The organism is Salmonella sp. SG203 (assembly GCF_013350575.1).
GTDB classification, from domain to species: domain Bacteria; phylum Pseudomonadota; class Gammaproteobacteria; order Enterobacterales; family Enterobacteriaceae; genus Salmonella; species Salmonella enterica.
In genome coordinates, this window is the sequence record NZ_SNMT01000011.1 from 26,127 (window position 1) to 52,672 (window position 26,546).

General features: G+C 54.7%; 27 protein-coding genes and 2 pseudogenes. 5 read left to right on the forward strand and 24 right to left on the reverse strand.

Annotation, left to right across the window (positions count from 1 at the left end):
* Positions 1-11: 11 nt before the first annotated feature.
* From HV477_RS16280 to HV477_RS16295, 4 genes are all read right to left on the reverse strand, one after another.
* Positions 12-908, reverse strand: coding sequence for a Dam family site-specific DNA-(adenine-N6)-methyltransferase (locus HV477_RS16280; protein WP_023222972.1), 897 nt, complete (start codon positions 906-908; stop codon positions 12-14).
* Between the two features lie 314 nt (positions 909-1,222).
* Complete coding sequence (locus tag HV477_RS16285; protein WP_001750481.1) at positions 1,223-1,471, reverse strand: DUF4222 domain-containing protein; 249 nt, start codon at positions 1,469-1,471, stop codon at positions 1,223-1,225.
* Positions 1,471-1,662, reverse strand: coding sequence for a hypothetical protein (locus HV477_RS16290; RefSeq protein WP_079920128.1), 192 nt, complete (start codon positions 1,660-1,662; stop codon positions 1,471-1,473). The genes HV477_RS16285 and HV477_RS16290 overlap by 1 nt, the downstream gene beginning before the upstream one ends.
* 411 nt (positions 1,663-2,073) lie before the next feature.
* Positions 2,074-2,541 carry a hypothetical protein gene (locus HV477_RS16295; RefSeq protein WP_071786566.1) on the reverse strand — a complete coding sequence of 156 codons (468 nt, stop codon included), beginning with the start codon at positions 2,539-2,541 and terminating at the stop codon, positions 2,074-2,076.
* Positions 2,542-2,690: 149 nt separating this feature from the next.
* On the opposite strand from HV477_RS16295, the gene HV477_RS16300 reads away from it, so the two are divergent.
* Together HV477_RS16300 and dolP are read left to right on the forward strand one after the other, a co-directional pair.
* Positions 2,691-2,858, forward strand: a complete 168-nt coding sequence (locus HV477_RS16300; RefSeq protein WP_023222975.1) for a hypothetical protein — start codon at positions 2,691-2,693, stop codon at positions 2,856-2,858.
* A gap of 246 nt (positions 2,859-3,104) precedes the next feature.
* Positions 3,105-3,704 carry a division/outer membrane stress-associated lipid-binding lipoprotein gene (dolP, locus tag HV477_RS16305; protein ID WP_170913723.1) on the forward strand — a complete coding sequence of 200 codons (600 nt, stop codon included), beginning with the start codon at positions 3,105-3,107 and terminating at the stop codon, positions 3,702-3,704.
* Here dolP and HV477_RS16310 read toward each other — a convergent pair.
* The 14 genes and pseudogenes from HV477_RS16310 to HV477_RS16375 all read right to left on the reverse strand — a co-directional run bounded on the left by HV477_RS16310 (position 3,667) and on the right by HV477_RS16375 (position 19,047).
* Entirely contained in the window at positions 3,667-4,806 is a 1,140-nt protein-coding gene (locus tag HV477_RS16310) for a tyrosine-type recombinase/integrase (RefSeq protein WP_079920124.1), read from the reverse strand. The genes dolP and HV477_RS16310 overlap by 38 nt on opposite strands.
* A gap of 83 nt (positions 4,807-4,889) precedes the next feature.
* Positions 4,890-6,461, reverse strand: coding sequence for a methyl-accepting chemotaxis protein (locus HV477_RS16315; protein ID WP_175065169.1), 1,572 nt, complete (start codon positions 6,459-6,461; stop codon positions 4,890-4,892).
* Between the two features lie 797 nt (positions 6,462-7,258).
* Positions 7,259-8,680: a shufflon system plasmid conjugative transfer pilus tip adhesin PilV gene (gene pilV, locus HV477_RS16320; RefSeq protein WP_121768144.1), complete on the reverse strand. Its 1,422-nt coding sequence runs from the start codon at positions 8,678-8,680 to the stop codon at positions 7,259-7,261.
* Positions 8,680-9,354 carry a prepilin peptidase gene (locus tag HV477_RS28915; RefSeq protein ID WP_023222458.1) on the reverse strand — a complete coding sequence of 225 codons (675 nt, stop codon included), beginning with the start codon at positions 9,352-9,354 and terminating at the stop codon, positions 8,680-8,682. The genes pilV and HV477_RS28915 overlap by 1 nt, the downstream gene beginning before the upstream one ends.
* The gene (locus tag HV477_RS16330) at positions 9,351-9,566 is read right to left on the reverse strand and encodes a hypothetical protein (RefSeq protein WP_024147713.1); all 216 of its coding nucleotides are present in this window, start codon (positions 9,564-9,566) and stop codon (positions 9,351-9,353) included. Before HV477_RS16330 ends, HV477_RS28915 begins: the two co-directional genes overlap by 4 nt.
* Complete coding sequence (locus HV477_RS16335) at positions 9,563-10,090, reverse strand: lytic transglycosylase domain-containing protein (RefSeq protein WP_079970401.1); 528 nt, start codon at positions 10,088-10,090, stop codon at positions 9,563-9,565. The genes HV477_RS16330 and HV477_RS16335 overlap by 4 nt, the downstream gene beginning before the upstream one ends.
* A gap of 27 nt (positions 10,091-10,117) precedes the next feature.
* A complete protein-coding gene (locus tag HV477_RS16340) occupies positions 10,118-10,729 on the reverse strand; it encodes a type 4 pilus major pilin (RefSeq protein ID WP_070802801.1) in 612 nt (203 codons plus the stop codon).
* A gap of 48 nt (positions 10,730-10,777) precedes the next feature.
* On the reverse strand, positions 10,778-11,896 hold the full coding sequence (locus HV477_RS16345) for a type II secretion system F family protein (RefSeq protein WP_080073607.1): 1,119 nt from the start codon (positions 11,894-11,896) through the stop codon (positions 10,778-10,780).
* Between the two features lie 250 nt (positions 11,897-12,146).
* Positions 12,147-13,715: pseudogene (locus tag HV477_RS16350) on the reverse strand (GspE/PulE family protein); the annotation flags it as partial.
* Between the two features lie 16 nt (positions 13,716-13,731).
* Positions 13,732-14,337, reverse strand: a complete 606-nt coding sequence (pilP, locus tag HV477_RS16355) for a type IV pilus biogenesis protein PilP (protein WP_175065171.1) — start codon at positions 14,335-14,337, stop codon at positions 13,732-13,734.
* A 7-nt stretch (positions 14,338-14,344) separates the two neighbouring features.
* Complete coding sequence (gene pilO2, locus HV477_RS16360; protein ID WP_175065172.1) at positions 14,345-15,625, reverse strand: type 4b pilus protein PilO2; 1,281 nt, start codon at positions 15,623-15,625, stop codon at positions 14,345-14,347.
* 10 nt (positions 15,626-15,635) lie between these two features.
* Positions 15,636-17,324, reverse strand: coding sequence for a PilN family type IVB pilus formation outer membrane protein (locus HV477_RS16365; protein WP_175065173.1), 1,689 nt, complete (start codon positions 17,322-17,324; stop codon positions 15,636-15,638).
* A 20-nt stretch (positions 17,325-17,344) separates the two neighbouring features.
* Positions 17,345-17,782: a type IV pilus biogenesis protein PilM gene (gene pilM / locus HV477_RS16370; RefSeq protein WP_175065174.1), complete on the reverse strand. Its 438-nt coding sequence runs from the start codon at positions 17,780-17,782 to the stop codon at positions 17,345-17,347.
* Positions 17,782-19,047 (reverse strand): TcpQ domain-containing protein, encoded by a 1,266-nt coding sequence (locus HV477_RS16375; protein ID WP_121768149.1) that lies wholly within the window; start codon positions 19,045-19,047, stop codon positions 17,782-17,784. The genes pilM and HV477_RS16375 overlap by 1 nt, the downstream gene beginning before the upstream one ends.
* 127 nt (positions 19,048-19,174) lie before the next feature.
* Here HV477_RS16375 and HV477_RS16380 point away from each other — a divergent pair.
* Positions 19,175-19,363: pseudogene (locus tag HV477_RS16380) on the forward strand (GNAT family N-acetyltransferase); the annotation flags it as partial.
* Positions 19,364-19,563: 200 nt separating this feature from the next.
* On the opposite strand, the gene HV477_RS16385 reads toward HV477_RS16380, so the two are convergent.
* A complete protein-coding gene (locus tag HV477_RS16385) occupies positions 19,564-20,031 on the reverse strand; it encodes a helix-turn-helix domain-containing protein (protein ID WP_175065175.1) in 468 nt (155 codons plus the stop codon).
* 305 nt (positions 20,032-20,336) lie between these two features.
* On the opposite strand from HV477_RS16385, the gene HV477_RS16390 reads away from it, so the two are divergent.
* Complete coding sequence (locus HV477_RS16390) at positions 20,337-20,603, forward strand: DUF1778 domain-containing protein (RefSeq protein ID WP_070802819.1); 267 nt, start codon at positions 20,337-20,339, stop codon at positions 20,601-20,603.
* Positions 20,591-21,076 carry a GNAT family N-acetyltransferase gene (locus HV477_RS16395; RefSeq protein ID WP_175065176.1) on the forward strand — a complete coding sequence of 162 codons (486 nt, stop codon included), beginning with the start codon at positions 20,591-20,593 and terminating at the stop codon, positions 21,074-21,076. The genes HV477_RS16390 and HV477_RS16395 overlap by 13 nt, the downstream gene beginning before the upstream one ends.
* A gap of 393 nt (positions 21,077-21,469) precedes the next feature.
* On the opposite strand, the gene HV477_RS16400 is transcribed toward HV477_RS16395, so the two are convergent.
* The 5 genes from HV477_RS16400 to HV477_RS16420 all read right to left on the reverse strand — a co-directional run bounded on the left by HV477_RS16400 (position 21,470) and on the right by HV477_RS16420 (position 26,464).
* Positions 21,470-21,973 carry a single-stranded DNA-binding protein gene (locus HV477_RS16400; RefSeq protein ID WP_079970350.1) on the reverse strand — a complete coding sequence of 168 codons (504 nt, stop codon included), beginning with the start codon at positions 21,971-21,973 and terminating at the stop codon, positions 21,470-21,472.
* Between the two features lie 12 nt (positions 21,974-21,985).
* Positions 21,986-22,204, reverse strand: a complete 219-nt coding sequence (locus HV477_RS16405) for a hypothetical protein (RefSeq protein WP_058107245.1) — start codon at positions 22,202-22,204, stop codon at positions 21,986-21,988.
* A gap of 92 nt (positions 22,205-22,296) precedes the next feature.
* Positions 22,297-22,761, reverse strand: a complete 465-nt coding sequence (locus HV477_RS16410) for an STY4534 family ICE replication protein (protein WP_023222080.1) — start codon at positions 22,759-22,761, stop codon at positions 22,297-22,299.
* Between the two features lie 698 nt (positions 22,762-23,459).
* Positions 23,460-25,484, reverse strand: coding sequence for a DNA topoisomerase III (locus HV477_RS16415; RefSeq protein ID WP_175065177.1), 2,025 nt, complete (start codon positions 25,482-25,484; stop codon positions 23,460-23,462).
* 8 nt (positions 25,485-25,492) lie between these two features.
* Positions 25,493-26,464: a PFL_4669 family integrating conjugative element protein gene (locus tag HV477_RS16420; RefSeq protein ID WP_079970348.1), complete on the reverse strand. Its 972-nt coding sequence runs from the start codon at positions 26,462-26,464 to the stop codon at positions 25,493-25,495.
* Between the last annotated feature and the right edge of the window lie 82 nt (positions 26,465-26,546).

Below are 26,546 nucleotides of genomic sequence, written 5' to 3' on the forward strand. Positions count from 1 at the left end.
TAACGATTGTCTCACTGACCGCGTTTCAGTACCCCCGTCAGCTCACCTGCAGATTTCCGCGACGCGGCGCTCGCCGATACCATTCTTGACACTTTATGCCCGTACAACCGAAACCCCGCCTGCCCGTAAATCCTGTGACTGAATGGCGTGTCACTCGCCGATATCACCATCGGCATCTTCTTCCGGGCATGAAGTTCTGCCAGTTGCATCGCAAGCCTCTCATGATCTGCCACGGTAAACACTTCCCCGCTGTACGCCGTGAACCCCGATGTCTGACTAACCGGCAGATAAGGCGGATCGCAGTACACCGCGCACGACATTCCCTCAAACATACCCGCAGTCGTCATCTGCAGAGTGTCTTCAAATCCCGCATGGAAAAAAGAGACATGGCACCGCTCTGTCTTCCTGGCAAACGCAATGATCTCCGTTTCCGGTATATAGGCCGATTTACGCCGTCCAAACGGCACATTGAATATGCCCTTTTTGTTATATCTGCAGATACCATTGAAACAGTGCTGGTTCAGATAGATAAACAACGCTGATTTCTCAGGGCTTGACTGAATACGATTGAATTCGTCACGGTTTTCCTGGTAGGCAGTTTCATTGTTACCATGAAGAAACAGCTTTTCCAGGCGCTTAACCATCCCCGCAGGGTCATCCCTGACGTGCAGATACACGTCAATCAGGTCAGCATTGATATCCGCCAGCAGATACTGGCGGTAATCCGTCCCCAGAAATACACTGGCGCCACCCACAAACGGCTCAACCAGACATTCCACCTCATCCGGGGAAGGCAGTCTCTGCAATAGCGTGGCGAGACTGCGACGTTTACCTCCCGCCCATTTCAGAAACGGCTGGGACGGCATTCGCCGACGCGCGGTAACATTTTCCATTAACAAATTATTCATCAGAACCTTCAGCAACCCGAAAACATAAACCCTAAGGTATGCAGCTGCTTCTTTTCAACCATCCCTTGTCGAAGGCTTCCAAAGGATAAACCACATAAGACTGCTCTCTGCACCCTTCTGTCAACGCCATCCATCACGGTTGTTCTATTTCGCTTACCGCAGCCGGTGCGCTGTCACCACCTGTTGTCAATATGACAGTGACTTCAGTCGTCATCAATGAACCAGATATACATATTTTTCATAAACGCCTCATTCTTGACGCATACCGTATCGGTCTCCATTTTTAAACCATAACTCTGTAATTCCGGTATTTTTCATGTACATTTCACACGCAGTTCACGTAATGTTTTAAGGTGCCTTTCCTGCTCTATTTCGGCTTTTATTTGCCGGTATTCCTTGTGTTCCAGACGCTCAAACCGATGGCTGAACTCACGGATGGAAACTGAATGCAATCTGCCATCCTCCCGTCTGCACACCACCCGGGAGACATTGCAGTCGTAAATAGTAACCGGCCAACCGTTATCATCTGCGTACAGTTGCCCCCGCTGAATAAGACTAAACATCACTGCATCCCGTCATAGAGTTCATAACGAATAAGTTTCATACTGACGCGCAAATTGTCCAGCCAGTTATCAGCATGCAGGTCATCAATTTCTGGCTGACGGCTTTGTTTTACCGTTAACCCGAACTCCACCATACTCGGATAAAAATCGACCAATGCCGTTTCTGTCATCAGATCTTCAGCAACTGCCATCTGTCTTCCTCAAACGATAAACTTAAGGTTCAGTCATTCATGGCGATAACTGACTCACATACACATTACCAGAATATTAACACTCGAAATAAAATCATTTACGGCTAAAATAACCATTATACATATCAAAAGTTCAACATTAACAATAATTTTATACTTTCAGCAATGATTAACTTTGAGAAATAACAAACATTGCAGGTCATCAACCAGCAAAAAATAATATTACCCCTTAACTTACTTTCACTTCCAACATCATAATATTTATTATCCACACCAACCAATCCTGCGAATAAAATACCATTATCAATTTTCTCATCGCATAAACAATAAAAATTGTAGAAAGCAGAATTTTGACGTGAACTTAAAATAAGTATTCTGGAAAACAATTTAACTGCAGATGCCGCCATTCCGTCACAAAATATCTCTTCTTCTTTCTGAACTGACCACCACCATCACGCCCTGCGAGGGTACCCGGATAAGCCGCCACTCTTGAAGGAGTATCAGCAACATCATCAGCCGGCGCTCATAAGAGGGAATGGCTACCGTCACAATGTGGTGACGTCTGCGTGTTGGCACCAGTATCTGACAGGCCAGTCTGATCTGCGCTGGACGCATCAGGTGTGAACGGAAAACTACCGGCTCCCCCGTCTGTAGTGCCTCATTCAAAGCCCGTACAAACGCCTGGTGATAATACCTTACGCGACGGCGATTCATTCTGCCCACCCGCTCACGCACAGACAGGTGAATCACCCGCCAACATTGCCCGTGGTGTCGCAGCGTGAACACCGAAAATCCACTCACACGCCCGACACTGGACAGTAACGTGAAACAAGGACAGTACAACAACAACGCCAGTAACAAAAAAAGCACAAAAATCACAGCATGTTCCTCCGGTCAGTAATCGAAGACTGCCGGAAAACACACCGTTTATGCAGCCATAAAATCACAATACGGACAGCACAAAAAGCAAAAAAGCAGTTGTTCTGCAAGTATCAGACTCATCACATCCCTGTCCCGGCATGGCATACATGATGAAATCCGAAAAATCCGCCATTAAAGTTGTTGCCCAGTATCTGCCCGCCCTTATTACTGCCGTTTTTGCGTTCCGGGTATGGTCAGCGGGACATATCATGTCAGCGGCACTACTGACCACTTTGTGTTGCTTCCTGGCACTTCTGGCAATTGCTATGGAATGACATCAGCCCCATCTCCGTTGCTCATTTCATCACTTTACAATGAGAATGAGAATTGATATCATTTAAAAATCAACATCCCGGGTGCTCTCCTGAGTGTTGAGGAAAGACGACATTGCTCACACTGCTTCAGATAAATTTTTATCGGCCAGCCATATGCATATGCGCTGGCTTTTTTTCAGCTACCAGCAACACATACCTGTTTCCGCGCCATGACCGTGACAGCGCTTTTATGCAGAGAAGATGCCGATGAAACATTTCCCCCTGCTGCCTCTGATTTTCCTGTTTACCCTGATCTCAGGCTGTACACCTGCTGTCCTGATTACCTCCGCATCCATTGCGACCCAGACTGCAACAGACCCACGTTCCACCGGGAGACAAATTGATGACGGCACGCTGACACTGCGCGTCAGTCACGCCATCAGCAGCGCCGGGTTACCACCGCAGGCCCGTGTGACATCCACAGTATACCAGGGTGATGTCCTTCTCACCGGAGAAGCCCCTGATGATGCCACACGGCAGGCTGCTTCAGAGACTGTCAACTCCGTAAGTGGTGTCAGGCATATCTGGAACGAAATTCGTACCGGATCTCCCGTCAGCACCGGACAAAAAGTGAACGACACCTGGCTGGCATCGGATATTCGTGCACGGCTACTCCTCAACCGGAATACCAGACTGGCTGATATCAAAGTCGTCACAGAAAACAACGAAGTCTTCCTGATGGGACTGGTCACGCCGGAGGAAGGACAGCACGTGACTGAGCTGGTCAGCCGTATAAGCGGCGTCACTCACGTCACCACAGCCTGGGTCTTTAAACGCATACCGGCACAGACCCCGCCAGCGGGTTAATCATCACCCCGGCATTTAATGGCAGGTCTCCCGGGCGGGGAACCCGCTCACCCCGCTGTGCTGCCGTTGCAAGAGTTCGCAATAGCACCACCGAAGCCGTATCCATCGCCGACTCACGCGTATCACCGCTGACACTCATCCCTTCAAAATCGTGCAGATGTACCCGGAAAACATCGCCAGCCTCTTCCAGTATCGCCGGATACGGCACAAAATACGTCGCAATCTTCTGCGACTGCCGGCGACGGGTATCCAGTTTACTGACCAGTTGATACGCCCGCAGATGTGTGTAGCGCTTAAGCATGTTAAGGGACTTATGACCGGAGATTGCGGCAACTTCCATCACATTCAGCGTACCCAGTTCAAACAGGCGACTGATGGCTTCATGACGCAGGTCGTGAAAATGCAGGTTTTCAATCTTAAGCTTCTGCAGCGCGACTCGCCAGGCTGATTTGAACCCGGTGGATTTATAGTGAAAAACAGTCCCCGAGAGCTGCACCGGCAATTCGTGAAGCAGATTCCTGGCCCGACGGGAGAGCGGAACATCCCGGACACTACCATTTTTCGTCACAGGTAAATGAGCTACACCGTGTTGCAGATCTATGTGCTCCCATTGCAGAGATAATATCTCCCCCTGTCGCATTCCTGTTTCCAGAGCCAGATGGAATATGGTGTAAAGCTCAGTGTTACGCACCTGAAAATACTTCGACAGTCGTCGCTCTTCGGATGAGGTGAGTCGTCGATCACGTCCAGGGGACGGTTTTGGCTTGCGCACTATTTCCACGGGGTTTGTCCGGCAGGTGCCCCATTCCACCTTAGCCAGATTATAGAGCGCCGACAGCAAAGCCAGTTCCAGACGCACAGTATTACCCGATATCGGCTTTCCTGTTCGAGTATTCATCTGAGACAGACGCTCATCCCGGTAGGATGCGATGTCCACCGTCGTCACTTCATCCATCATCTTCTGCGCGACCGGATGACGCTTAATTACGCTGACGCGCCAGAATTCCTGCTGATATCCCCGTTTGTGAACCGAAACCGTGTCCAGATAACGGTCCAGAGCCCTGAACAGTGAAATTTTTTTGACACGAACGGATGGCGGCATTCAGATACTCCTTATTAATCAGCAGGAACCCCGAATGTAACTTCCGGGGATGGATGACTCAACCGCCCCCGGGCTTCACCTTATCACGCGTCGGCTGTTGACCGTTCAGCCCTGAAGAGAGACACCACCTGCGTCAGCCTGTTTGTCTGCTGCGTCAGTGCCCCGGTGGCCGCAGCAGACTCCTCCACTAATGCCGCGTTTTGCTGGGTGACCCGATCCATCTCCGACACAGCTATACGCACCTGTTCAATGCCGCAACTCTGCTCTTCAGCACAACTGAGCATTTCCTCCATCGTTGATTTTGCATCCTGGGCACTATCGGCAATGTCATTCATGATTTTGCTGACCTTTTCTGCCAGTTCATTACCAGCCTGAACATGCTCCCCTGATTCATCAATCAACTCTCTGACCTCTTTTGCTGAATCCGCACTGCGTTGTGCAAGATGACGAACCTCAGCCGCCACTACCGCAAATCCACGCCCCTGTTCGCCTGCCCTGGCCGCCTCAACGGCAGCATTCAGTGCCAGAATATTCGTCTGGAAAGCAATACCATCAATCAGGCCGATGATGTCGTTGATTTTTTGCGAGCTTTCACTGATCTGTACCATTGTCTCCACCATTTTTTGCGTTATGGCCGCACTGTTCTGCGCGGTGGTGACATTCCCGGCCGCAATTTCCGCAACCTGACGGATGTTATCAGTATTATTCTGCACCGTGGTCGTCAGTTGCTCCATACTGGTCGCCGTCTCCTCCAGAGCAGCGGCCTGCTGACTGGTCCGGGAAGACAGATCAGTATTGCCGTCGGCAATATCCTGAATGCCAACGTGAATACTCTCTGCACCTTCCCGGATGGTGATCACCATTTCACTCAGGGAATCACGCATCGAGGAAAGGCCAGCTGTCAGGTCATCCAGCTCATTACCCTTCACAAACGGAATGTTCACTGATAACTCCCCACCAGCAATGGTCTGCTGGTATTCTGCCAGCCTGCGAATACTGCCTATGACATACTTTCTGCACCACAGAGCTGAAGCCGCTGTTAGCAGAACAAAGACAACAGAAAACACTGCCGCCAGAATTATTCCCTGACGTACAAGCGTTGTGGACATGGCTATTGACGGTTCAATAACCGTTCTGTTGATGGCATCTTCAGTACGATTTACGGCATCGAGAAAATCAGCAGTCGGATTTCCCTGACGGGCAATCTCGTCAAGCTTCTGAAAATCCCCTTCAACCAGCAAACGAATATTGTTTATCTGCGAATCCCTGGCAGAGGTATAAAACGTCTTCATTTCTTCAGCGTAACGGATATCATCCGGGCTACCATTCCGGGAAAGCGCATAGTATTTGTTAATATCCCGATCTGCATCTGCATACTGTTTAAGCATGGCATCCAGTTTTTGACCGGCATCCTCCTCCTGCTTGCCCTGCGCCATCAGAGAGGCCATTTTCCATACATCCCCCCGGGTATCCGAGATAATAACGTAAGCCTCATCCAGCAAGGCTATTCTGGCCCGCTCAAATGCAATTTGTTGAAGGTTTCTGTCGTAATCCCGGTATGACATGACACTCCATGAACCGGAAATAATCTGAATGATTGTAAGCAGTATAAGGACAGCGACGAGTCCGTAAGAAATTTTAATCTGTCTGAACATGGTGAGACTCCCTGAAAAACAAAGATGGAAATAATTATCGTTATCAATATGAGCTATCGGCCTGCAGTAAAAAAACTTCAGTCCGACATACTGGAGGAAAGAGAAATCATCGTGTCAGTCCGGTAGGTGGCAAAAAGACCCCACGGTTTTAGAGCAGCAGGAGTGTTTCGAGACCGGAAATCACAACGGACGCGACTTCCAGGAGCATCGTTGTCCCACGGGGTGGTATACAGCTGGTCTTCGCTTCTCGGGCCATAGACGTGGGGAATCAACATATATGATTACATGCTGTCATTAGGTGTCTTACCTGGCTCTCCACAGGAAACCCCCGGCAAGAGATTCGGGCGGTTTAAATCGCAGGTTTGTCACCAGCGCTGATTGGAGAGCTATGAATCCGATACACAATAACGGTGACCTGTCTAAATTTTTCTGACGCCGGAATTTGAGTGTCAGTCCGGTGTGTGGATATCGAGTGGTAAGTTATCTTTGTTTGAAATGGTCAGTGGTAACAATGCATGTGGTCGTTTCGTCAACTCGATTGCATACTGTCCGACAGGAAAACAGTTGATTTCCGGGGGGTATGTTCTCTCAAAATGGTCAGGTGGCCATGGCTGGAACAGCCCTGATCTGTCGATGCCTTCGCCATCTGAAAATGCCTGGAAAATATATACCGGAGGGGGTGTTTCTGGCGGGACTTGTATGCAGGCAATCTCATGGTGTGCCAGTAATTAGCTATAGTAACAATGAGCTGATTATTACTGCCTGTTATTAATATCGAATGAAGCTTTGTTGATCACTTAACCCGCTTTAACAATGTAGTTGAATGCCACGTTTTTAGGCCGTACTTCCTGCCCTCCCGGGTAGTAATAGGTCATGCCTCTGTGATGCCCGCGTAATGCCCCACCGTAACTGGCGATCATATTGCTCTGGTCTGCCTGGAAACTGAGAATAGCGCGTCCTGGATCCAGCCCGCGCTCGTTATCCAGTCCACGAATAAATACCCCTCTCAGATCGGGTAAAACGCAGCCAGGATAAGCACGCGCCAGTTGGGGATACAAACCACATGAAAAGCGCTGCCCGGCCATTAAAAAATATCCGGGAGGAGGTGTCATCGAAGGCCAGGGGATAGGGCTTCCGATAGGATAATTGTCAATCCCACCCCAGCGACCGGACTGACACGAAAGTATCCCGCCGGAGCTGTCGTGGCTTATCGCCCCGGTTTGCGGACACCAGGTGCCGGCATAATTCGTCTGATCGAGCTTTAACACTCCCCCCGCAGAGAGGTCACTGTCAGACCGGACTGAACCACCTTTTAACTGTCCACCTGTGTAAATACTCTTGTTATTCAGGCTGCGGATCCATTCATTATCCGTCATGTAAAATCCGCCGCCGTGTGACTCATCCATCCAGCCACGGCCATGACGCGAGATTATCCACCCGCCCGTGCTGCGAATATCCCCTCCGGCCGTCACCGGGCCATTACTCACCACGCTGACGTCAAAGTTACCGTTTCTCCCGTTCACCACACCTGCACTGTTAAGGTTGTTACCTCCCATATCTATCGAGGTGTGCATTTTATTCAGTTCGGGACGACCATTAACCTGAAAGCGGTACAGCCTGTCGCTGTCTTCACGCGCTCCCGTCAGCGTTTCCGGGCTCAGCAGAACAGCGATATGTCCGTTACCGCCACTGGTTCCAAAACCCGCCAGTGGCACTGCCCAGCTGTTCATGGCACCTGTCGCCGTTCGGCCGTCACGGATATACCCCCCGAGTCCCGAACTGATATCCAGAGATATCTGGCGCAGCGCCTTATAAGACAGTGGCTGACCACCTGAGGTAATAACCAGCCCCTGCAGCACCTCCGCATGCAGGGCGTTACGTATCAGCAGAGCTTTAAGTTGCTGCCCATTGCTGTTGGTCTCCCGGAATCCTGCCGGTAAAAATCCGGTGTTTTTCAGCATCTGCGCCGTTACGGTCACGGGACGGGTGGTGGTGGCTGACGCCAGGGCACTGGTATAATAACGCCCGGTGTAGGACTCCACCGCCTGGGTGAACCGGTTTGTCTGTGCCGCCATCAGTTGCCACTGCCGGGACTTCAGGTAGTCAGACATATACCCGGACGCCATCGTGGCCATCATCATCACTATCAGCAGCGCGACCGCCACGCTCATCATGGCAAAACCGCTGTCCGGTCCCGTAATACGTCGTTCACTTTTCATTACATCACCCACAGCGGCTGGTACAGCCGATGAATTAATATCAGTACACATCCCGCACTCAGCCAGGGCCCCAGCGGACCGCCGCCACGCATTCCCGTTCCCACCGCCAGGTGCCAGGCCACAAATGTAGTCAGGGCGACCATCATCGCAGTCACCGCATCAGACAGGCCCAGCCAGGCCACCATTCCGGTCATCATCCACAAGTCTCCCGTTCCCAGACGTCGGCACGTACCCTGGTGTTTATTGCGCATCAACAGGCGCAGCAAAATCACGGATATCAGCACTGTCACAGCGGCATGTACCAGTATGACGACAGGGGGTTCCGTTATCCCTGAGGCCAGAACCCCCGCTACAAGGAACGCCACCGTCATCTGCCGGGGCAGCCAGCCACTCGCCGCGTCACACACCCCCAGTTGCAACAGAAATCCCGACATCAGCAGGGCATGAAGCCGTTCAGTGAACGGAGCCTGCGCCAGGCAGAACAGCATCGCGGCAACCGCCATCGCCCATATCCCCGTGGCTTCCGCTGTGCGCATCCTGGCGTTAACGCCACAGCCCTGCCCAGTCAGAAAACGACGCACCGGTATTAAAATCAGGCGAGACATCAGGGCAGCACTCACCATCACCGGCAGCGCATATTCCACCGGAAATGCCGTGGCTATGAGGGTTTTCACCGGGTGTTCTCCTGGCGGCATTGTGGTCTGACCGGAAACCACTGTTGTATAAGCCCGGCCCGCAGCATTGACAGCAACTGCTCCGTCGCCAGGCACATCCGCAGCAATACCTTCCTCATCCGCAATATCTCCGCCAGCCCAAAGACAAGACCCGCGCAGACAAAAGCCAGAAAACAGGGCGCTAAAATCCACATCCACAGAATCACATTCATTTCACTTCCCTTCCGTCTGCTTTTTTTGCGGCTTTTGTCGCTGTGGGTGCCGTGGTTGCGGGCATCCGGCTGTAAATCAGCCAGATGCGGTTCGCGTAATGCTCCCGGGTTTCGTGGCGATCTGCCCGGAATCCGGCGTTATATGACCCCAGGCAGTTCCAGGTTATGCCGCAGACCTGAAAATGTCTGGCCAGTATCCAGGCGCCGGTCTGAACATTCAGACAGGGGCGGTAAAGGTCATCTGTACTGTGAATCACCCCCATCGCCATCAGTTCAGGGATATGGGCTGAATTAATCTGCATCAGCCCGTAATCCGTGCTCTTCACCCGACCTTTTTTATCCCGGTTGAAATTGATGGCATGCGGGTCAAGATGGCTTTCCCCACGGGCTATCGCCTCAAGAAGGCGCGGAGAAATGCCGTACTTCACCCCCGCCGCCTCAAAGCAGAACGCCTGCGCGGAGAATGACGCCAGCGACATCAGCATCACTGTCACCGCCGGCACTGTCCGCATTCCCTGTAACATCTGCACCGTGTCTCTCCGGAACAAATATCAGTTGTTCACGGTGAATATCAGTTTGTTGGTGCCGGTACGTCCGCTGTCCTTCGTGCACTGTGCCCCCGCCTGCTCTGTCGTCACCTTCCCGTCAGCATGAGCCGTGGCGTTAATCGTGATACCGTCCACCACACCGGACTTGCTCAGGCGCGTGGCTATCTGAACACAGGCTGCCTGCGGTACTTTTTCATAGGTCAGGGTGAAGCCATTATTAAAGCCCGCCGTGTTCAGCGGGGTCAGCGTTACTGCGCCCCCCCACGTGTTCCACAGCGTGGCCGTACCCGCCTGCACGTCACCGCGGATGGTCATACTTCTGGATACCCCACCCTGCTGAATCAGCGCCCCGGTCATTTTCGCCGCTGAGGTAAAGTTGTATCCGTCAGAATCCTTCAGCAGCCCCTGCGTGCCGGTAATGATGGTCTGGATATTCGTGGTCTCCGAGGCCACATCCTTGCGCAGCCACAGCGTCAGGGCATAGGCCAGGACCGACACTATCACCACGATAATCACTATCCCCACCACGCCCTGCTCCATCAGCGCCCAGCCGCGGTCAGGCTCCCGACTGTTACCGCCGTTGCCGGAGTTCAGGGAAATCACGCTCTCATTCATTTGTCTTTCCTTATTCATTGATTAGTTTCTGGTTCTCTCTGGCGGACATCAGCCCGCCCCGCTTATATCACTGCCGCCCATCTGAGAGATGGTCATCACCGTCGAAACCAGCAACACCAGAACACCCACCAGTGCCGCCAGCATCAGCAAACGTATCCGGTTGGCCCGGCCGTTCACCCGCTCCAGCGTCTGTTCCAGCCAGCGTTCGCCGTAACGGGCAATCACGTCCGGGGCGCCGTCCCCCCGGGTCAGCAGGGATAAAAAGTTAGCCGCTTCCCGTGACGGGAAGTCACAGCCTGAATTCCTCAGCGCCAGTCCGAAGTGCTCCCCCTCCTCCACCCGGGCGATGATGGCGTCCAGCCTGACCGCAAGCCACGGAGAGGCAAAGCGCATCTGCAGCTGCAGGGCATTCAGCAGCGGCACCTGAGCCGCCAGCAGGGAGGCCATATTCAGCAGGAACACCGCCCCCTGGATATCTTTGTAAACCGACCACGGCACCACACCGTCGGCCAGCCGTCGTACCCCGTCAGGCCGCGTCCAGCGCGGCAGCGACCAGAATATCCAGACAACCGCCACCACCAGAATACCGGCGACAATCAGGCCGTGGCTGTCGGTAAAAACGGTCAGCGCATAGAGAAACCCCAGTGCGCCCTCCCATGTGTCCGGCGACGACATTTTCTCCAGCTCCGGTATCAGTGAGAGGTCAAACACAAGGACAGTGGCAGCCAGCATCGCCACCAGGCCCACCGGGTAAACCGACATTCTGAGTACCATTCCCAGTATCCGGCGACGGCAGGTTGTCAGCAGTACGGCCTGCGCCAGCGCGTCAGGCAGGCAACCGCTCTTCATACCGGCGCTTATCAGCGCCGCCTCCTCCGCCGGAACCCAGCGGGCCAGTGTGTTTTCCAGACTGTGCGCTTCGCTGTTGTCGCTGAGTGCGTCCATACAGTCCTGCGCCAGTTCGGCAAAGGGGTGCCAGCGCTGCCCGAAATTCGTGTACGCGTCGCGTATCTGCTCCAGGGCAAGCTTCAGCGGAACCTGGTTGGCCAGCAGAAAACGCAGCGCCTCATAGAACCGGATACGGTACTCCCCGCTGAACGTCCGGCGGACAATCCCGTAACGCATCCGCTGCAGTAGCCCGGTACGCGTGTTATTTTCATTTGCCATGCCCACCTCCGCTGTTGCTGTTGCCAGAATGACCGGCGTTATGATTTACCTGACTCCCACTCGGGTTTGTCCGCGTCGCCGCGTTCTGGCGCAGGGCGCTCAGCGCCACCTTCAGGGCTTCCTGTAGCCCCCGCGCCAGCCCCTCCTCAATCCCGGATGAGACCGCCTGACTGACCAGCAATTTCAGCTCTTCGCTCAAGACGGCACTGCCGGAAATGGCTGCGGTACCCGCAGCCTGTGCAGAAAAACTGTCTTCCACCTGCAGCACATCGTCCTCGTCCAGCGGGATGGTCTCATCCGCCTCCAGCGGGTCAGCCAGACCGGCCCCGAGTTTGTGCAGCAGATGAGTACGGCGGGTGATACCGCCGTTCGCCATCCAGTAACGTCGGGCCGCTTCCTTGCTCCCGGTTTTCAGCAGACGGAACAGCCGCGCATCCGGGCGGATAACCTCCGCCACCACACTGCGTCCGGTCACGCCATGTCCCACCGTCGCCACCGTGCGGCCATTCAGTACCACCGCCTTCCGGCAGTGCTCACAGCCTTCCGGATGGCGGAAGTACAAATCCTCCGGACGGCACAGCCCGGGCTCGCTGCAGTATTTCTCCAGATATGTGCGCTGCTCTTCGCTCAGTTCCGCTTTCTTCTGCGCCCACGGTACCTTACAGTGCGGGCACAGCGTCTTTACCAGCCGCTGGCTGATAAGCCCCACCATCAGCTGCGCATCCAGAATCAGCGCAGCTTCAACGCCCATGGTTATCATGCGTTCCGGGATCGACAGCGCGCTGTTGGTGTGCAGCGTGCTCATCACCAGGTGCCCCGTCTGGGCGGCGAAGATACCCGCCAGTATCGATATCAGGTCCCGAAGCTCACCCGGCATGATCGCATCCGGGTCAAGGCGCAGTGCGCTGGAAATGGCGCGCTCCCAGGCCCGTCTGACCTCCGCCTCATCCGCCTTGTCGCAGATAATCGGCGTCTGAATGGCACCGGCAATACGTCCTTCCGGCGGGTCTTCCACCGTCAGCAGGCGTTTAAGGAACCCGGTCCGCTCCAGCCAGATACGGCTGAAGCTCCTCAGCGTGGTGGATTTTCCCGAGCCCGTGGGGCCGGACAGAATGACCATCCCCTCCGGCAGGCGAAGAATGCGCTGTACCAGAACCACCTGCGCCGGCAGGAAGCCGAGCTGTTCCAGTGACGGCACCCGGTCACCGTCGTCATTAATGGTACGCATGACAAAGTGCAGGCCGTCTGCCGTCGGCGTGTGGCTGTAGCGGGCGCCAAACAGCCCGACTTTCTTCAGGAAGGTCGCCGCCACCCGCCCGTCCTGCTTGCGCATCGGGAAGAACTGGACTTCGGTGACATCACACATCGACAGAATGATGGTGGCGGCCAGCGACTCCCCGTCCTGCTCCCCCAGTTCGGCCACCGTCACCAGGTCACCGTGAACCCGCATTTCAATCCGGGTCAGCCCGGGGCTGGTTGTCACATGAATATCGGAGCTGCCGATCTGGCGCGCGGTCTGAAAATATCCGAGTACCTCAGCCTGGCGCTGGCTGACGTCCGCCAGGTCTTTCAGGGACAGGCCCGGCTCGCCCGACGCGGCCTGCCGGACCTGCGCCTGCCGGCAGTTCTGCAGCACCGAACGGGACACAAACCGGGTGGAAGAGCGGGCATGCTCGCCCAGCAGCCGCATCACCGACGTCTGAACGGTGCTCTGGTTGCGGCGGTGCTCATCAATCAGGATCTCCGTTTCACGGGTTTCCGGGTTGTGGTACAGCAGAACCCCGCTGTCCTCGTCCTGATACTGATTTTCCCTGGTCATACATTTATCCCCTGAATCAGAACGGCAGCGCAGAACCGTCGCTGAGCGTGATGCCGCTCAGTGAGACCCGGCTGACCGTCAGCGTGGCCTTCCCGATGGTCACCCTGCTGCCGCGGGTCACCTCCGGCCGGGAGCCGTCCGGCATCTGCAGCACGGCATACAACGCGCTGCCCTTTCCGCTGATTTCCAGCACCTGCGGCCGGCCCGGCCCCCGTGACGTGGCCGTGCTGTCCGGTAGCCCCGCGCCCTGTGAGGGGACCGTCAGCCCCGGTGCTGACGGCGCGATAGTCGCAGCAGCCGGGGTGTCGCTGCCCGCTTCTTCCAGCTGGCGTTTCAGTTGTGCGGTCTGCACCTGTGCCGCCAGCAACAGATTCTTCTGCTGAATATGCTCCAGCATCCCCAGCGTGATACTGCCCGGCGGTGCGACCGGCGGGACAGAGTCTGTCACCGGAGTCTGTACCTGCGGCACGGAACCTTCCGGCTGCCCCGTCTCTTCTGCAGTCGGGGGGATAGCCTCCGTCGGCGCGAACGACGGAACGTTTTCTGCCGCCTGTGCCCGTATGCTGCCCGTCAGCAGCGGAACCAGCAGTACCAGTACCGCAGTGGTGCTGGCTGCAGCCATGGCTGCCTTATTTCTTACCGGCATAAATATGTCCCTCCGTCTCGTACGTCAGCCGGCTGTCTCCGTTGAGCGTGAAAACCACTTTGCTTATCCGTATTCCCCGCCCGTCCGCCGGACCCGCCAGACTCTCCGGCAGCCGGTCGTCCTTCAGGGTGAAGGTGTACTCCTGCCAGTCCTGAACCGGTGGTGGCGTACCGTCATCCCCGGGCATCCCGGGCTCCTCATTCACCGCCGTCAGCGCCAGTGTGACCTGATGCGCCTGAAACCAGGACACCACCCGCATCAGCTGTACGGGCACCGGCGGGGCCGGCTCATCCGCAGACGTCACCGCAGGCCAGGGAAAATGCAGGGTACCTTCCCCGCCGCCGGACACCAGGTTGATGACCGGCCGGCGATGAAACACGTCCATCGCCCTGCGGGAAAAGCCAGCCGCCGTCCCGCCAGGCTGACGGCTGTAAACCAGCAGCAGGCCTTCAGTCGTGCACTCCCCCCGGGCCAGTTTCCAGTTATCCAGATAAACCGGGACGGCCCTGCGCCACACCCGGCAGCGAGCCAGAAACACCGGTACCGGCATCATGTCCTTCCAGGGGTGAGGCAGGTAAACCGGCGCCGGCACGGGAGTGGCGGGGATAACGTCTGATAAAATGGGGGGAGCGTCCTCCACGTCCTCCGGCCACAGCCAGAATGCGGCAGCGCCCAGTAACGCCAGTCCCGCCACCACCGACAGTGGTCTTATACCCTGACGAACCGGCCGCAGCCGGGAGGCCGCCAGAACCCGGCGGTCCGCAGAAGCGACCAGCGTCTCCCAGGGCAGCGGCGAATCCACCGGTGAAGTGATGCTCCAGCCCCCTTCCGGTGCCGTGTTAAAGGCCAGGAACCGCTGCAGGGCTTGCCCGGTCTCCTCTGCGGTACCGGCCACATCCCCCATCACCGACGGCAGACCGCCCACCGTGGCCAGAAACACGTAGCGTGACGCCTCCGCGTCCAGGCAATAGATGCCATACGCAGCAGCTCCGCTGCGCCGGCTGAATGCCGCCGCCAGCGAATACACCGTCCTGCGCGGGCGGGGAGCCGTCCGGCCCGCCGCTTTCACTCGTCTGCCGCGGCGTCCCTGGCGGACCGTCAGGGTAAGGGCCACGCCCTCATTCCTGGCGCGCGCCCTGACGGCACTGTTTTTTTCCACCCGGCGACGGTTTCGGGGGACGTTCAGGGTTTCTTCCTCCCAGCGCAGACCCACAGCCCACAGCCGGCGCCCGGCAGCCAGGAGGGTCACAGCATCTGAATTCATCTGCGCCATCTCAGTCACCGTTATTCCCCGCCAGTAACGGCGTGATAATAATCACCAGCGTGCTGCGGCCATGTTCTCCCTTACGGCCGCCCCCGAAGAGGAAATTGCCCGGGGTGAACGTCCCGCTCTTCCTGACCGACGTGTTATCCTGGCTGAATCCGGTCAGAACCAGCGACTGCCCGGCGCGAAGGTTGACCTTCTGGCTCAGTGAGCGCAGTTTCGTGTAGGGCATCTCGATATAACTGTTGCCATCTTTCGAGGTGAAACTGCGGATGGCCGGCGGGTCTGACAGATTGAAATTCACCTGCAGCTGGACGTCGCCCGCCTGCCGGATAAGCGGCAGCAGTGTCATGTTGAAACCGGTGGTTATCATGCCGGGCGTCAGCGTGGTCGTGGCCCCCACATCCGTGGTTGTGGTCGTCGCACTGCCCGCGACATAGACCGTCTGGTCCGCCATCTGGATGGGAACCGGCGTCAGGTTGGTGACGGTACTGTCCTGGGAGGTCACCACACTGATGTCGCCCTGCTCGCTGAGCGCTTTGATAAGCAGGGAGGAGCCACTGAACCGGGCGGCGCTGCCGGTTGCCGTACCGAGGATGGATACGCCTGCCGATGTTGCACCGGCAATATCACCGCCGGCATTGTTCAGGGTCGCCCCGACCTGCTGCAGCGATTTATAGACAAGGCTCCAGTCAATACCGAACTGCTCATTGCGGGTGTTGCTGACGCTGAGCACTTTCACGCTCAGCTGAACCTGGCGGTTCATTTCACGGTTCTGCTCATCAACGTAGTGCGATACGGTCTCCAGCACCTGAGGCGTATCGGTGACCGTCAGTACCCCGGTACTTTCGGAGAGCCAGTAGCGCCCCTTCTCCGGGGTGAGGATGGTCTCCATCGTTTTACGGATATCTTCGTATGCATCCCGATCCTGGAGCGTGGTGGTTTTCTGCGACGAGGACGAATCGCCGGAAACGGAGTTATCACCGCCCCCGCTGCCTCCGCTGGTTCCCATGGAGCTGGTTGAACCGGAGCTGACGCTGGCATTCGAGTTCACACGGGTATTCAGGAAGGCAAACTGAAAGGTTCGCGTTTCTGTCAGGTAAAACACCACCGCGCCATGGTCAGTACGCCAGGACAACCCCGTGCGGGCCGTGATATTGTCCAGCAGGCCACCAAGCGGTCCCTGCCAGCGCAGGCCGTTCAGCGTGGCCGGCGCGAGGGCAGTCTGCTGTCCACCTCCGGCTACGCCCAACTGGTCCAGCGGAATACGCCCGCTGTCATCCGGCACCGGCAGCGGGCCACTGGTACGGCGGGTGACGCCGGCTGAGCCCGCACCGTGTCCGGCCGCCATCACCTCCGGAGAAAGAATGACCCGCACGCCGCAGATACGGGTGATAAGTCCGCTGATTTCAGGCAGCGTCAGTCCGTCACGACTGCCGACAGTGATATTGCAGGCAGGCAGCCCCGCCTTCTGCGGGGAGGATGTGGCCTGCGCGATGGGCTTCAGGTTCACCCACTGTTTGTCCGTCCAGACCAGCGGATCCTGATGACGCTTCTGGCTGTCCAGATGCTGCTGCGCAATATCCGCGTCAGCCCGTATGGTCCGGGACATGTTGTCCATTTCGCTGCAGCCGGCCAGAGCGACGGACAGTGCCGTCACGATAATGACCGTCAGCGCGCGTATTCTGTTTTTCTTCATCGTGATTTCAGATTCCTGATTCAGTTGAGGTACACCACGTCCCCGTCCTTAACTCCCGGCGGCAACGCCAGGCCGGTGTCCGTGCCCGACAGCCACACCAGACGCCCGCGGCTGACCGTGCCAACCAGCGCGGAACCGTCCGACAGCATACGTAGTGAACTGACCAGCCCCGGCGTGTCTGCCCGCCACACCCAGAGGCGGTCGCTGACAATACGGTGATGGATACGGCTGTCAGGTGGACTTACCAGAGCCAGGGAAGACAGCGGTGCCATGCCGTCACGCAGCGGATGGTCGTGGCGCCAGTCGTTAATGGCTGCTGCCAGCCCCAGCATCTGCTGTGCCGGCAGCCTGGCGGAAGCCATCTGCACTCCCGTCTGCGTCTGCAGGCGCTGACGCTCCACCATGTGCCCCGTGAGCAGCATGAAAACCATTCCCAGCGCCATAATCATCCAGCCCATCAGCGGTCCACCGGCCGGCCAGTCACCGACACCAGGCACTGCGCCCGGTTCGCTTCTGCATAGAGGCGTTTTTCAGCCGGACGGTACAGGTCAAACACCTGATCCAGCGCCGATTCAAAACTGCCGCGGAATGTCAGCGGCGCCTCAATGCGGTAATCCACAGGGGTCTGCCAGATAACCACCCAGTGACCGCCGTTCGGACAGTCGGCCTTATCCGCCCAGGCGGTCAGGGTCTCCTGCAGGGTGATACCGGCAGCCGCCTTCCATTCCGGACCGGACGGCAGCGCCTTCACCGGGGTGCCGATCAGTTTCGGGGCCGGGGTGGCTAATGCAGGTGCGGGGGCTGGTGACGCCGTTGATACGACAGACGTGGGTGCGGTGGTTTTGCCGCTCAGTTCCTTTCCGCTGAAGGGGTTACTCCCGGTTGCGCCAACGGCCGGGGACGGGGTGGCCTGAGATGTCGCTGAGGCTGCAACCGCAGCGGATGAAGATTTGTTGTCTGTTGTCGCCGGTGTCAGCAACGGGGAAGCAGCGGCGTGCCCGCCTGTCGTGACCATCTGGTTTATTGCCGCAGTGGAAGACGACGTCGACACTGGCGCAGTTTTCACTGTGCCCTTGCCCCCCGTACCGGAAGCCGTGAGTACCGGCACCGCCGGAAGAGGATGCGTCTCACTCTGACGCGTCTGCGCACCGGCAGAAGATACTCCCGCAGCGGAGGCAGATACGGCCGGCGCAGCTGTAACCTGTGAGGACGCCGGACGTGCCTGTACCAGATAAGCATCCCGCAGCACAAAGCAGACCTCACGGTTCACTTCATCCACGGTCATGCGCCAGGCCGGTCCCGCCACCACCTGCAGCGCTTCGCTCAGACGGACAGGCCCCAGACGCCGCTGGATGGCCGGCAGTGGCCGGTTCAGCAGCTCCGAAAAGTCAGCACCGTAACGACCACACAGGGAATAGCCGGACTGGAACAGCAGGTAACGAAAGCCGTCCCCCACGCTGTTTACCAGCGACCCCGGCATGGTGATATCAATCAGCTGATTGAGGGGCTCACGCTGGGCATCAGCACTTTTCACGCTGACCAGCGTGTAGCGTCCTTCGCGGGTCACCTCCGGAGAACGCTGCCAGATATCTGCCGGCGCAACAGGTTTAAGGCTGCCGCTGAATGCCGCATCACGGGCAGAAGAGGCCGCCGGTGACTGCGTACATCCGGCCAGCACCAGAAACAGTCCGGGGCAGAGAAAGGTGTATGTGTTTATCGACATGGTAAATCCCGACAGATGGCCATCAATAGCCGCCATCCTGGGGAGATTTACATCAGCGCTCAATAAACAACTGTTTTTACAAATTTACAAAAAAACGCCAGCACAATAACTGGCACATATACATTCCGGTAGCAAACTTGTGAGCATGGCTGAGAAAGAAGGCGTGCTGAAAGGGTGCATTCATGGCCTGGTCGATACGTTTAGCTTTCAGGCTCTCCCGTTTTATGAAAAACAGGGTTATATACTTCAAATGTCATTGCCTGATTTCCCTAAAGTAGGTTCACAAAGGCATTATCTAGTAAAAACTAATTTATAGTATTGCTGCTTTCGCTTTGCCAAAGCTGCCAACAGGCAGCCTTGACTCTCTTCACATAGCCAGAATGGTTGTCCGCTCCTGGCACAAAGCGGGCTGACATACTGAGCTTAAGGTCCGCTGTGAGCGAAGAGCGGACCTTTACTGATGACTACTAAATATCTTCATCATTTTAAACATAACATCTCTGTTGCAAATCGCGTTTACCGCCGGAGCATCTGCCGCAGCCGCTTTTGTTGCCAGCGGCTGATCAGCTCGCGAAAAACAAACGTCCTCATACCACGAATAACAAGCAGTGCAAACCAAATCCCCGCTACCCACAATGACCATACGCTGGCCGGGGCCGTAAAGTGGTTAAGAGCAAGCAGCAGCGCACAAACAACGATAGCTGTAATTACTGACCGGTAAAAACGGCCTTCCTCAGCGAGGTTGTTCTTCGCTTCGGCAATTCGCTGGTCGAGCGCGTCATCGCTAGGCGCATCAGGGCCAGAAAGATCCGCAACGCTCACCTCAAATACTGCTGCCAGGGCGCTCAGTGTTTCTAGGCTAGGCTGATCACCATTCTCGATACGTTGCACCGTGCGCACACTCAGTCCGGACACTTCGGCAAGCTGTTCCTGGGACCATGCTCGCGCAAGACGCAGCGACCTATATTTGTTAGTGTTACTCATATTATGTCTCCGAATGGAAGTTGGTTGGTCAGCTCACAGTGTTGCCCAGACAATCCTGCACGACCACGATCATAACCCGACAGTAACCTGACAACGGTCTGACACGCCGCTTTGATGTTTTTGAATCCCTAACTTCAGAAGCATATACGGCCGGATTTAACATACAAGTTCTTATGCTACTTCTGCTTCTGGCACGAAGCGGACATCATCATTCTAAATATTAAAGACGATAACTTGATGTATAGTGATTGCTATACATTCTCACCGTGCTACTCTGTAAAGCAAATGCTATACGGAGATATTTCATGAAATCAGATGTTCAACTCAACCTTAGGGCCAAAGAATCCCAGCGAGCACTCATTGATGCCGCTGCTGATATCCTTCACAAATCACGTACAGATTTCATTCTGGAAATAGCCTGTAAGGCGGCCGAGGATGTTATCCTCGACCGCCGCGTCTTTAATTTTAACGATGAGCAATACGCAGAGTTCATTGATATGATTGATGCACCGGTCGCAGATGATCCCGTTATCGAAAAACTGCTGGCAAGGAAACCACAGTGGGACGTGTAACAGCACCAGAACCTTTATCCGCTCTTCATCAGGTGGCGGAGTTTGTCAGCGGTGAAGTCGTGCTCGATGACTGGTTAAAGCAGAGGGGTCTCAAAAACCAGGATCTCGGAGCGGCCCGAACGTTTGTGGTTTGTAAGAAGGACACTAAACAAATAGCCGGCCTTTACTCTTTGGCCACCGGGAGCGTCAACCATACAGAAGCGACAGGCAACCTTCGGCGTAATATGCCAGACCCCATTCCTGTCATTATACTTGCCCGCTTGGCTGTCGATGTCTCATTCCGTGGAAAAGAGCTTGGTGTTGATTTACTGCATGACGCAGTGCTTCGTTGCTATCGGGTAGCCGAGAATATTGGTGTACGTGCAATCATGGTCCACGCGCTTACGGAAGAAGCCAAAAAATTCTATATTCACCATGGTTTCAAACCATCACAAACTCAGCAGCGGACATTGTTCCTGAAACTCCCTCAATAGGAGATGAAGACCAATATGGTCATACCGCTACGAGCGAGAATCGGATGGTACACCTATTATTAATTCAACAGAAATTCTTCACGAAAGAAGATGACGAACAGTTTATTGATGAGATGGTAATGCGAAAGTAAGAAAGCTGCGGGATGGATAATTCGGTTACGTAACAGTTTATTTAGCGTTAGCAGGAAACAAAAAAGAGCCCATGTATAAAATCGACTCTTTCTCAGATATGAACTGACCCACAACCAACAAATTTTACATAATTGCAAGGTGAGCGATGCACCAAAGATTGTCAATTGCTGCTTGACGATTTTTCAGTCTCAATAAATAAAAACCCCTGAATCAACAGGGGTATGTGTGTTTATTCTTTACTAAACGATGACAGATAAACGGTCAAAATGGGATCTCGTCATCAAAGTCCATCGGCGGTTCATTCGCCGGATGCTGTTTCGGAGGTGTGCCACTGTAGGTACGGCCAGTCGGTTGCTGAGGTTGCCCTTTTCCACCCTGTAGCTGACCATTACCACCACCAGCATTACCGCCGTTACCACGACTGCCTAGCATCTGCATAGTGCCCTGCATGGAAACCACAACTTCTGTGGTATAACGTTCCTGACCATTCTGGTCAGTCCATTTCCGGGTTCGCAGTTCGCCCTCAATATACACCTGGGCCCCCTTACGCAGATATTCACCGGCAACATCGGCCAATTTTTCGTAAAGTACCACTCGATGCCATTCAGTGCGTTCTTTCGGCTCACCCGTCTGTTTGTCTTTCCAGGTATCTGATGTCGCCAGTGACAAATTCACTACCGCTTTACCATTAGGAAGATACCGAACTTCCGGATCCTGCCCCAGATGCCCGATGAGCTGTACCTTATTAAGTCCTCTTGAAGCCATGATAATTTCTCCTTAAAGCCGTTCACGCTGTGACCATGAACCCTGCTCGAGTGCACGTTCAGCCAGTTCAGCAGTGGTGAAATACTCCACGGATTCGCGGGATACCGGCCCCATTTCGTTTTCCGTACCGATATAGAAACCAAAACGGCTGCTAAGGACCTTTAAAGGCAGAGACAAACCGGCATATTCTGCAGCCAGTATACCGGTGGATAATTTCGTTGAATTTAACATATTGTGTTCCTTAATCAGTTGATGAACGAAACACACCCTCCAGACGGAAAGTGTGTTACCGCCAGGGGGAGTTAAGTTAAAATTAACTGGTCTCAGAATGAGTCTTCCACGTACTGCTTCTGCGGAGTCTGATTCTGTGCCGGAGGGGTAGAACCTGCTTTTTCTGCTTTATAGACAATCTCGCCGTCAACTTTAATCCAGTCCACCCGGATAAGGCGTGTTTTGAGACTGACCCGGTTTTCTCCGGCATGTTCACCTTTCGAAAGGGTGAAAATATCCGGTTTAACACCGCTGAGCACAAAAGCAATCATCACTTTCTTGTCTTCATCACAGGCTTTCTGGCAACGGTTAATCAGACTCGTTGCGTCTTTACCTGCAACAGTGACATCAAAGCGCACATAGTCAGCTTTATCGGTCGGTCCACACAGAGCGTTCAGAGTGCAACAGGTAAAAGCACTGTTACCGTTCTCGACTTTACGAACGTTGCCGATATATCCCAGACCGTTAATATTTAGATTGAAGTAGTTCACTTCTTTTTTGTCAGTATTTCCGGACATGATGTTTTCTCCAGGTATATAAAAGATGGTTGAGAAAACATTCATCCCTGTCAGGAAGTGTTTTCCCACAGGGGCCAGTAATATTCATCACTGACTGTCAAAGTCTTAATACGCCCCCGTCACAACAGAAACTTCTGCCGCAACGTCTGTTTCCAGGGGTCAACAGACGTACCGTCCAAAGACGCCACCTCTCAGGCTTCGGTAGCATTGGCTTGGGTCACCCGAAGGCGTCAGTCTCAGACCCGAAATGACTTTGGCTTGTGATCACCCTAAGGCGCTTCTCTCAGATCACTGTGTACTCTCGCACACGAAGCATTGGCTGTTGTCTCATGGACAACGAGTTAACCTGTTCATTTTTAAAACACGCTGACGGGAAGTCAAGGAAGGGACAGTCGGAAAATAAAGTTCAAAAAAAAGTAAAAAAACCAGCCGGGAATAAAACAAAAATGGCGGCCCCTTCCGGGAAACCGCCATCGCAGAGTGCACCATGCTCTATAGTAAAATGCAACGTGAAGCCTGAGCCCGGCACAATGTTTCACACGTTTTTGTGCCACAGATCCACCCTGTTCAGAAGATGATCTGCCGGACTGTCACGAGTATAACTAATGCACAAGCCATACACGCCCTACAGCCATGGGGTGCGGCACCTTCAGAGTACCAAGGACATGCTGACAGACCCATAAGTAAAAAACAATCTGTTATCGTAGATTCACTTTCAAGCCCTTTGGTATTTTCACTATCAGGCCACCGTTTCCAGAGATCCCCCTGCAAGACGGGTAGTTCACACAACCAAAAAATACACCATTCTTTCCCTGCCGCTGCACCGTTCGACCACCGCATTCCGGGCAGGGAGGCCCCGGTGGAGACTGCATTGCCAGCGGCTGCGATTTCCCCTGACAGACCAGTTGCACCACCCATGCATTCTGTTTCGCCATAAAATCCTCAAGACTCACCCGCCCTGCCGCAACCTCATCCAGTAACTGCTCCCACAGCGCAGTCAGACCCGGGCTGGTTAAAGCGGATGGCAGGGCACTTATCAGGTCACGCCCTGTCGGTGTTGAATGCAGTGCCTTTTTCTCCCTCACCAGAAATCCGCGTTTAACCAGCGTATCGATTATCCCTGCCCGGGTCGCTTCAGTCCCTATCCCCGCATTCTCTTTGAGCACTTTTTTCAGGGCCGCATCCGTAACAAACGACGCGGCATTCGTCATCGCCGCTATCAGGGTTCCGTCGTTATACGGTACAGGAGGTTTTGTCTGCAGACGTTTCTCCTCCGCCCCCTGTACCCGGCAGGTTTGCCCGGCCTGAAGGGGCGGCAGCCGTGAGACGGCCTCTTTATCATCGTTCCCGTCGGCCGGTATTTGCGCCGTCCGGGAAGTCTCAGTAAAGAGCGCTTTCCATCCCGCCATCACAACCACATTGCCGGTCGTACGGAACAACTGCCCGCCTGTGTTAAATGTCGCTTCCGTCGCATCCACTTCCATCTGCGGCAGAAACTGGGCCAGATAGTGTTGTCGTATAAGCTGATACACATTCCGCTCATCGGTACTGAGCCGACTCAGATTTCCCGCCTGTTTCGTCGGAATGATGCCATGGTGAGCCGTGATTTTTTTATCATTCCATATACGGGAGACCAGACTGATGTCCAGCTGCGCCAGCGCAGGATGTGACTTCAGTAACGGGTCCGACTGCATGAGTGCGGCGAGTACCGCACGAATTTCATCCCGCATCGATACCGGCAGATAACCGCAGTCCGTTCGTGGATAAGTGGTCAGTTTATGGGTTTCATAGAGACTCTGGGCTATATCCAGTACTTTCTGTGCCGGCATACAAAATTTTTCCGCGCAGGCCTGCTGCAGAGAACCCAGACTGAACGCAAGAGGCGCGGACTTCTTCTGCCGCTTCGTCTGGCAGTCAATGACCGTCGCCGACGCTATCTGGCGGCACAGTTCCACAACCTGCGCGGCAATCCCGGCCTGAATACAGCGCCCCTCTTCATCACAGTACTGTGCCGCCGCCACCCATTTAACCGGAAAAGCAATATTGCCAGAAATGAGAGTGACTATAACGTCAGAGTATGGCTTCGGGATAAAATTCTCAATTTCAAGGTCGCGCCGGACAACAATTGCAAGTGTGGGCGTCTGGACCCGGCCAACAGACATAACCCCGCTGATACCTGCTTCCCTGGCCTTCAGGGTGTAAAGACGCGTCAGATTCATCCCTGTTACCCAGTCGGCCCGGCCACGGCCAACACCGGCACGGTACAGGGCTTCTGTTTTCTCAGACGGCCATATGTTTGCCAGCGCATTGCGGATACTGACATCATCCAGTGCAGACAGCCATAACCGGAACACCAGGCCCTGAAAACGGCAGTATTCCAGCAACTCACGTGCAATCACCTCTCCCTCCCTGTCGGCGTCAGTGGCTATCACCACCTCATCCACCTGTTTCAGGAGACGGTTAATCACCGAAAACTGTGCCCTGCCGTCTTTTTTCACCTCCAGCTTCCATTGCTGCGGCACGAAGGGAAGCACATCCAGCCGCCAGGGGTTGCCGTACTGCTCGCCGTAGGCTTCAGGATCTGCCTGCTCAAGCAGATGTCCCCTGGCCCAGGCCACAATAACGCCCGGGCCGGAAAGAAAACCGTCACCACGCTGACCGGCACCAATGACCTTCGCAATATCCCTTGCCTGAGACGGTTTCTCACACAGAAAAAGACGCATACCGTGGTTTACTCCGGCTCCGGAGACGGAGGCAACAACGTGGATAAATCATCCATATCAATAACTGTATTAGCCGTCAGTTCATTTGCCGGGTTATCTGGGGCTATGGCTTCTTCTGCCTGCGCCAGCATCAGTGCCGGTACATCCCCGGATTCAGAAGAATCATTATTATCTGCTGCAGCGACAATACGTCTTTCAGGCGGATCCTCATCTGCAAAATGCCCCTTTTTCAGCGCATCAATACTGCGTCGGTTAACCGGAGGTGAGAATGCTGAACGTTTTTCCCCCAGCATTATCGCCGGATCAATGTCACCAAAGTGTTCCACCGCATCCAGGCTGCCCACCGTTTTTTCATAAACATCACGGCGAGTGACAGGGAAAGAACGATAGCTGAGTGCGCGCCCATAAGCTCTGCGAATAAAACGAGATCCCTGGTTGAGAAAATCATCACGCTGGGAACGTGAAATAAGGCCATAGTGACAGGCCTGAAAAGCTTTAAGAGCCAACTGGTCAAAACCGATCAGAAGCCAGACACAGCGATAACCTACAGGGGTTCGGCTGAACACTGAAATATTAACGGGCGATACCGACAGAACTTCTGTTAATGAAATTCGGGCCGGAATATCATGCAGAATACTGTCAAGTTTCTTGATCAACCCGTTAATTGCCTCCATACCACGCCGGAATTCCTCTTCGAGTAAGAACATGGTCTGATCAGCAAAAGGATTATCCCGGTAAGAATCCCGGTTAATCACGCCGACGAGATGCAGAAAGAAGGGCATACCAATGATGCGCCGGTGTCGGACACTCCGGCCTTTTTCATTCTTCTCGATACTCTGTCCTTCCCAAAGGAGGATTGCATATCTGGTATGCAGTTCGATATTCATTTCCGAATGCAATACACCCACCTCATTGCGTGGACTTTCAGTGATGTACTGCTCTTTATCTACAGACGGTTCTTTCCTTTCATGTTCGCTCATAACAGTGATTTCCTGTCATATAAAAGAGGTAAGCAAGAATCACTGAAACTCCATCTCACTCTCAACAATCAATTCATTTCTC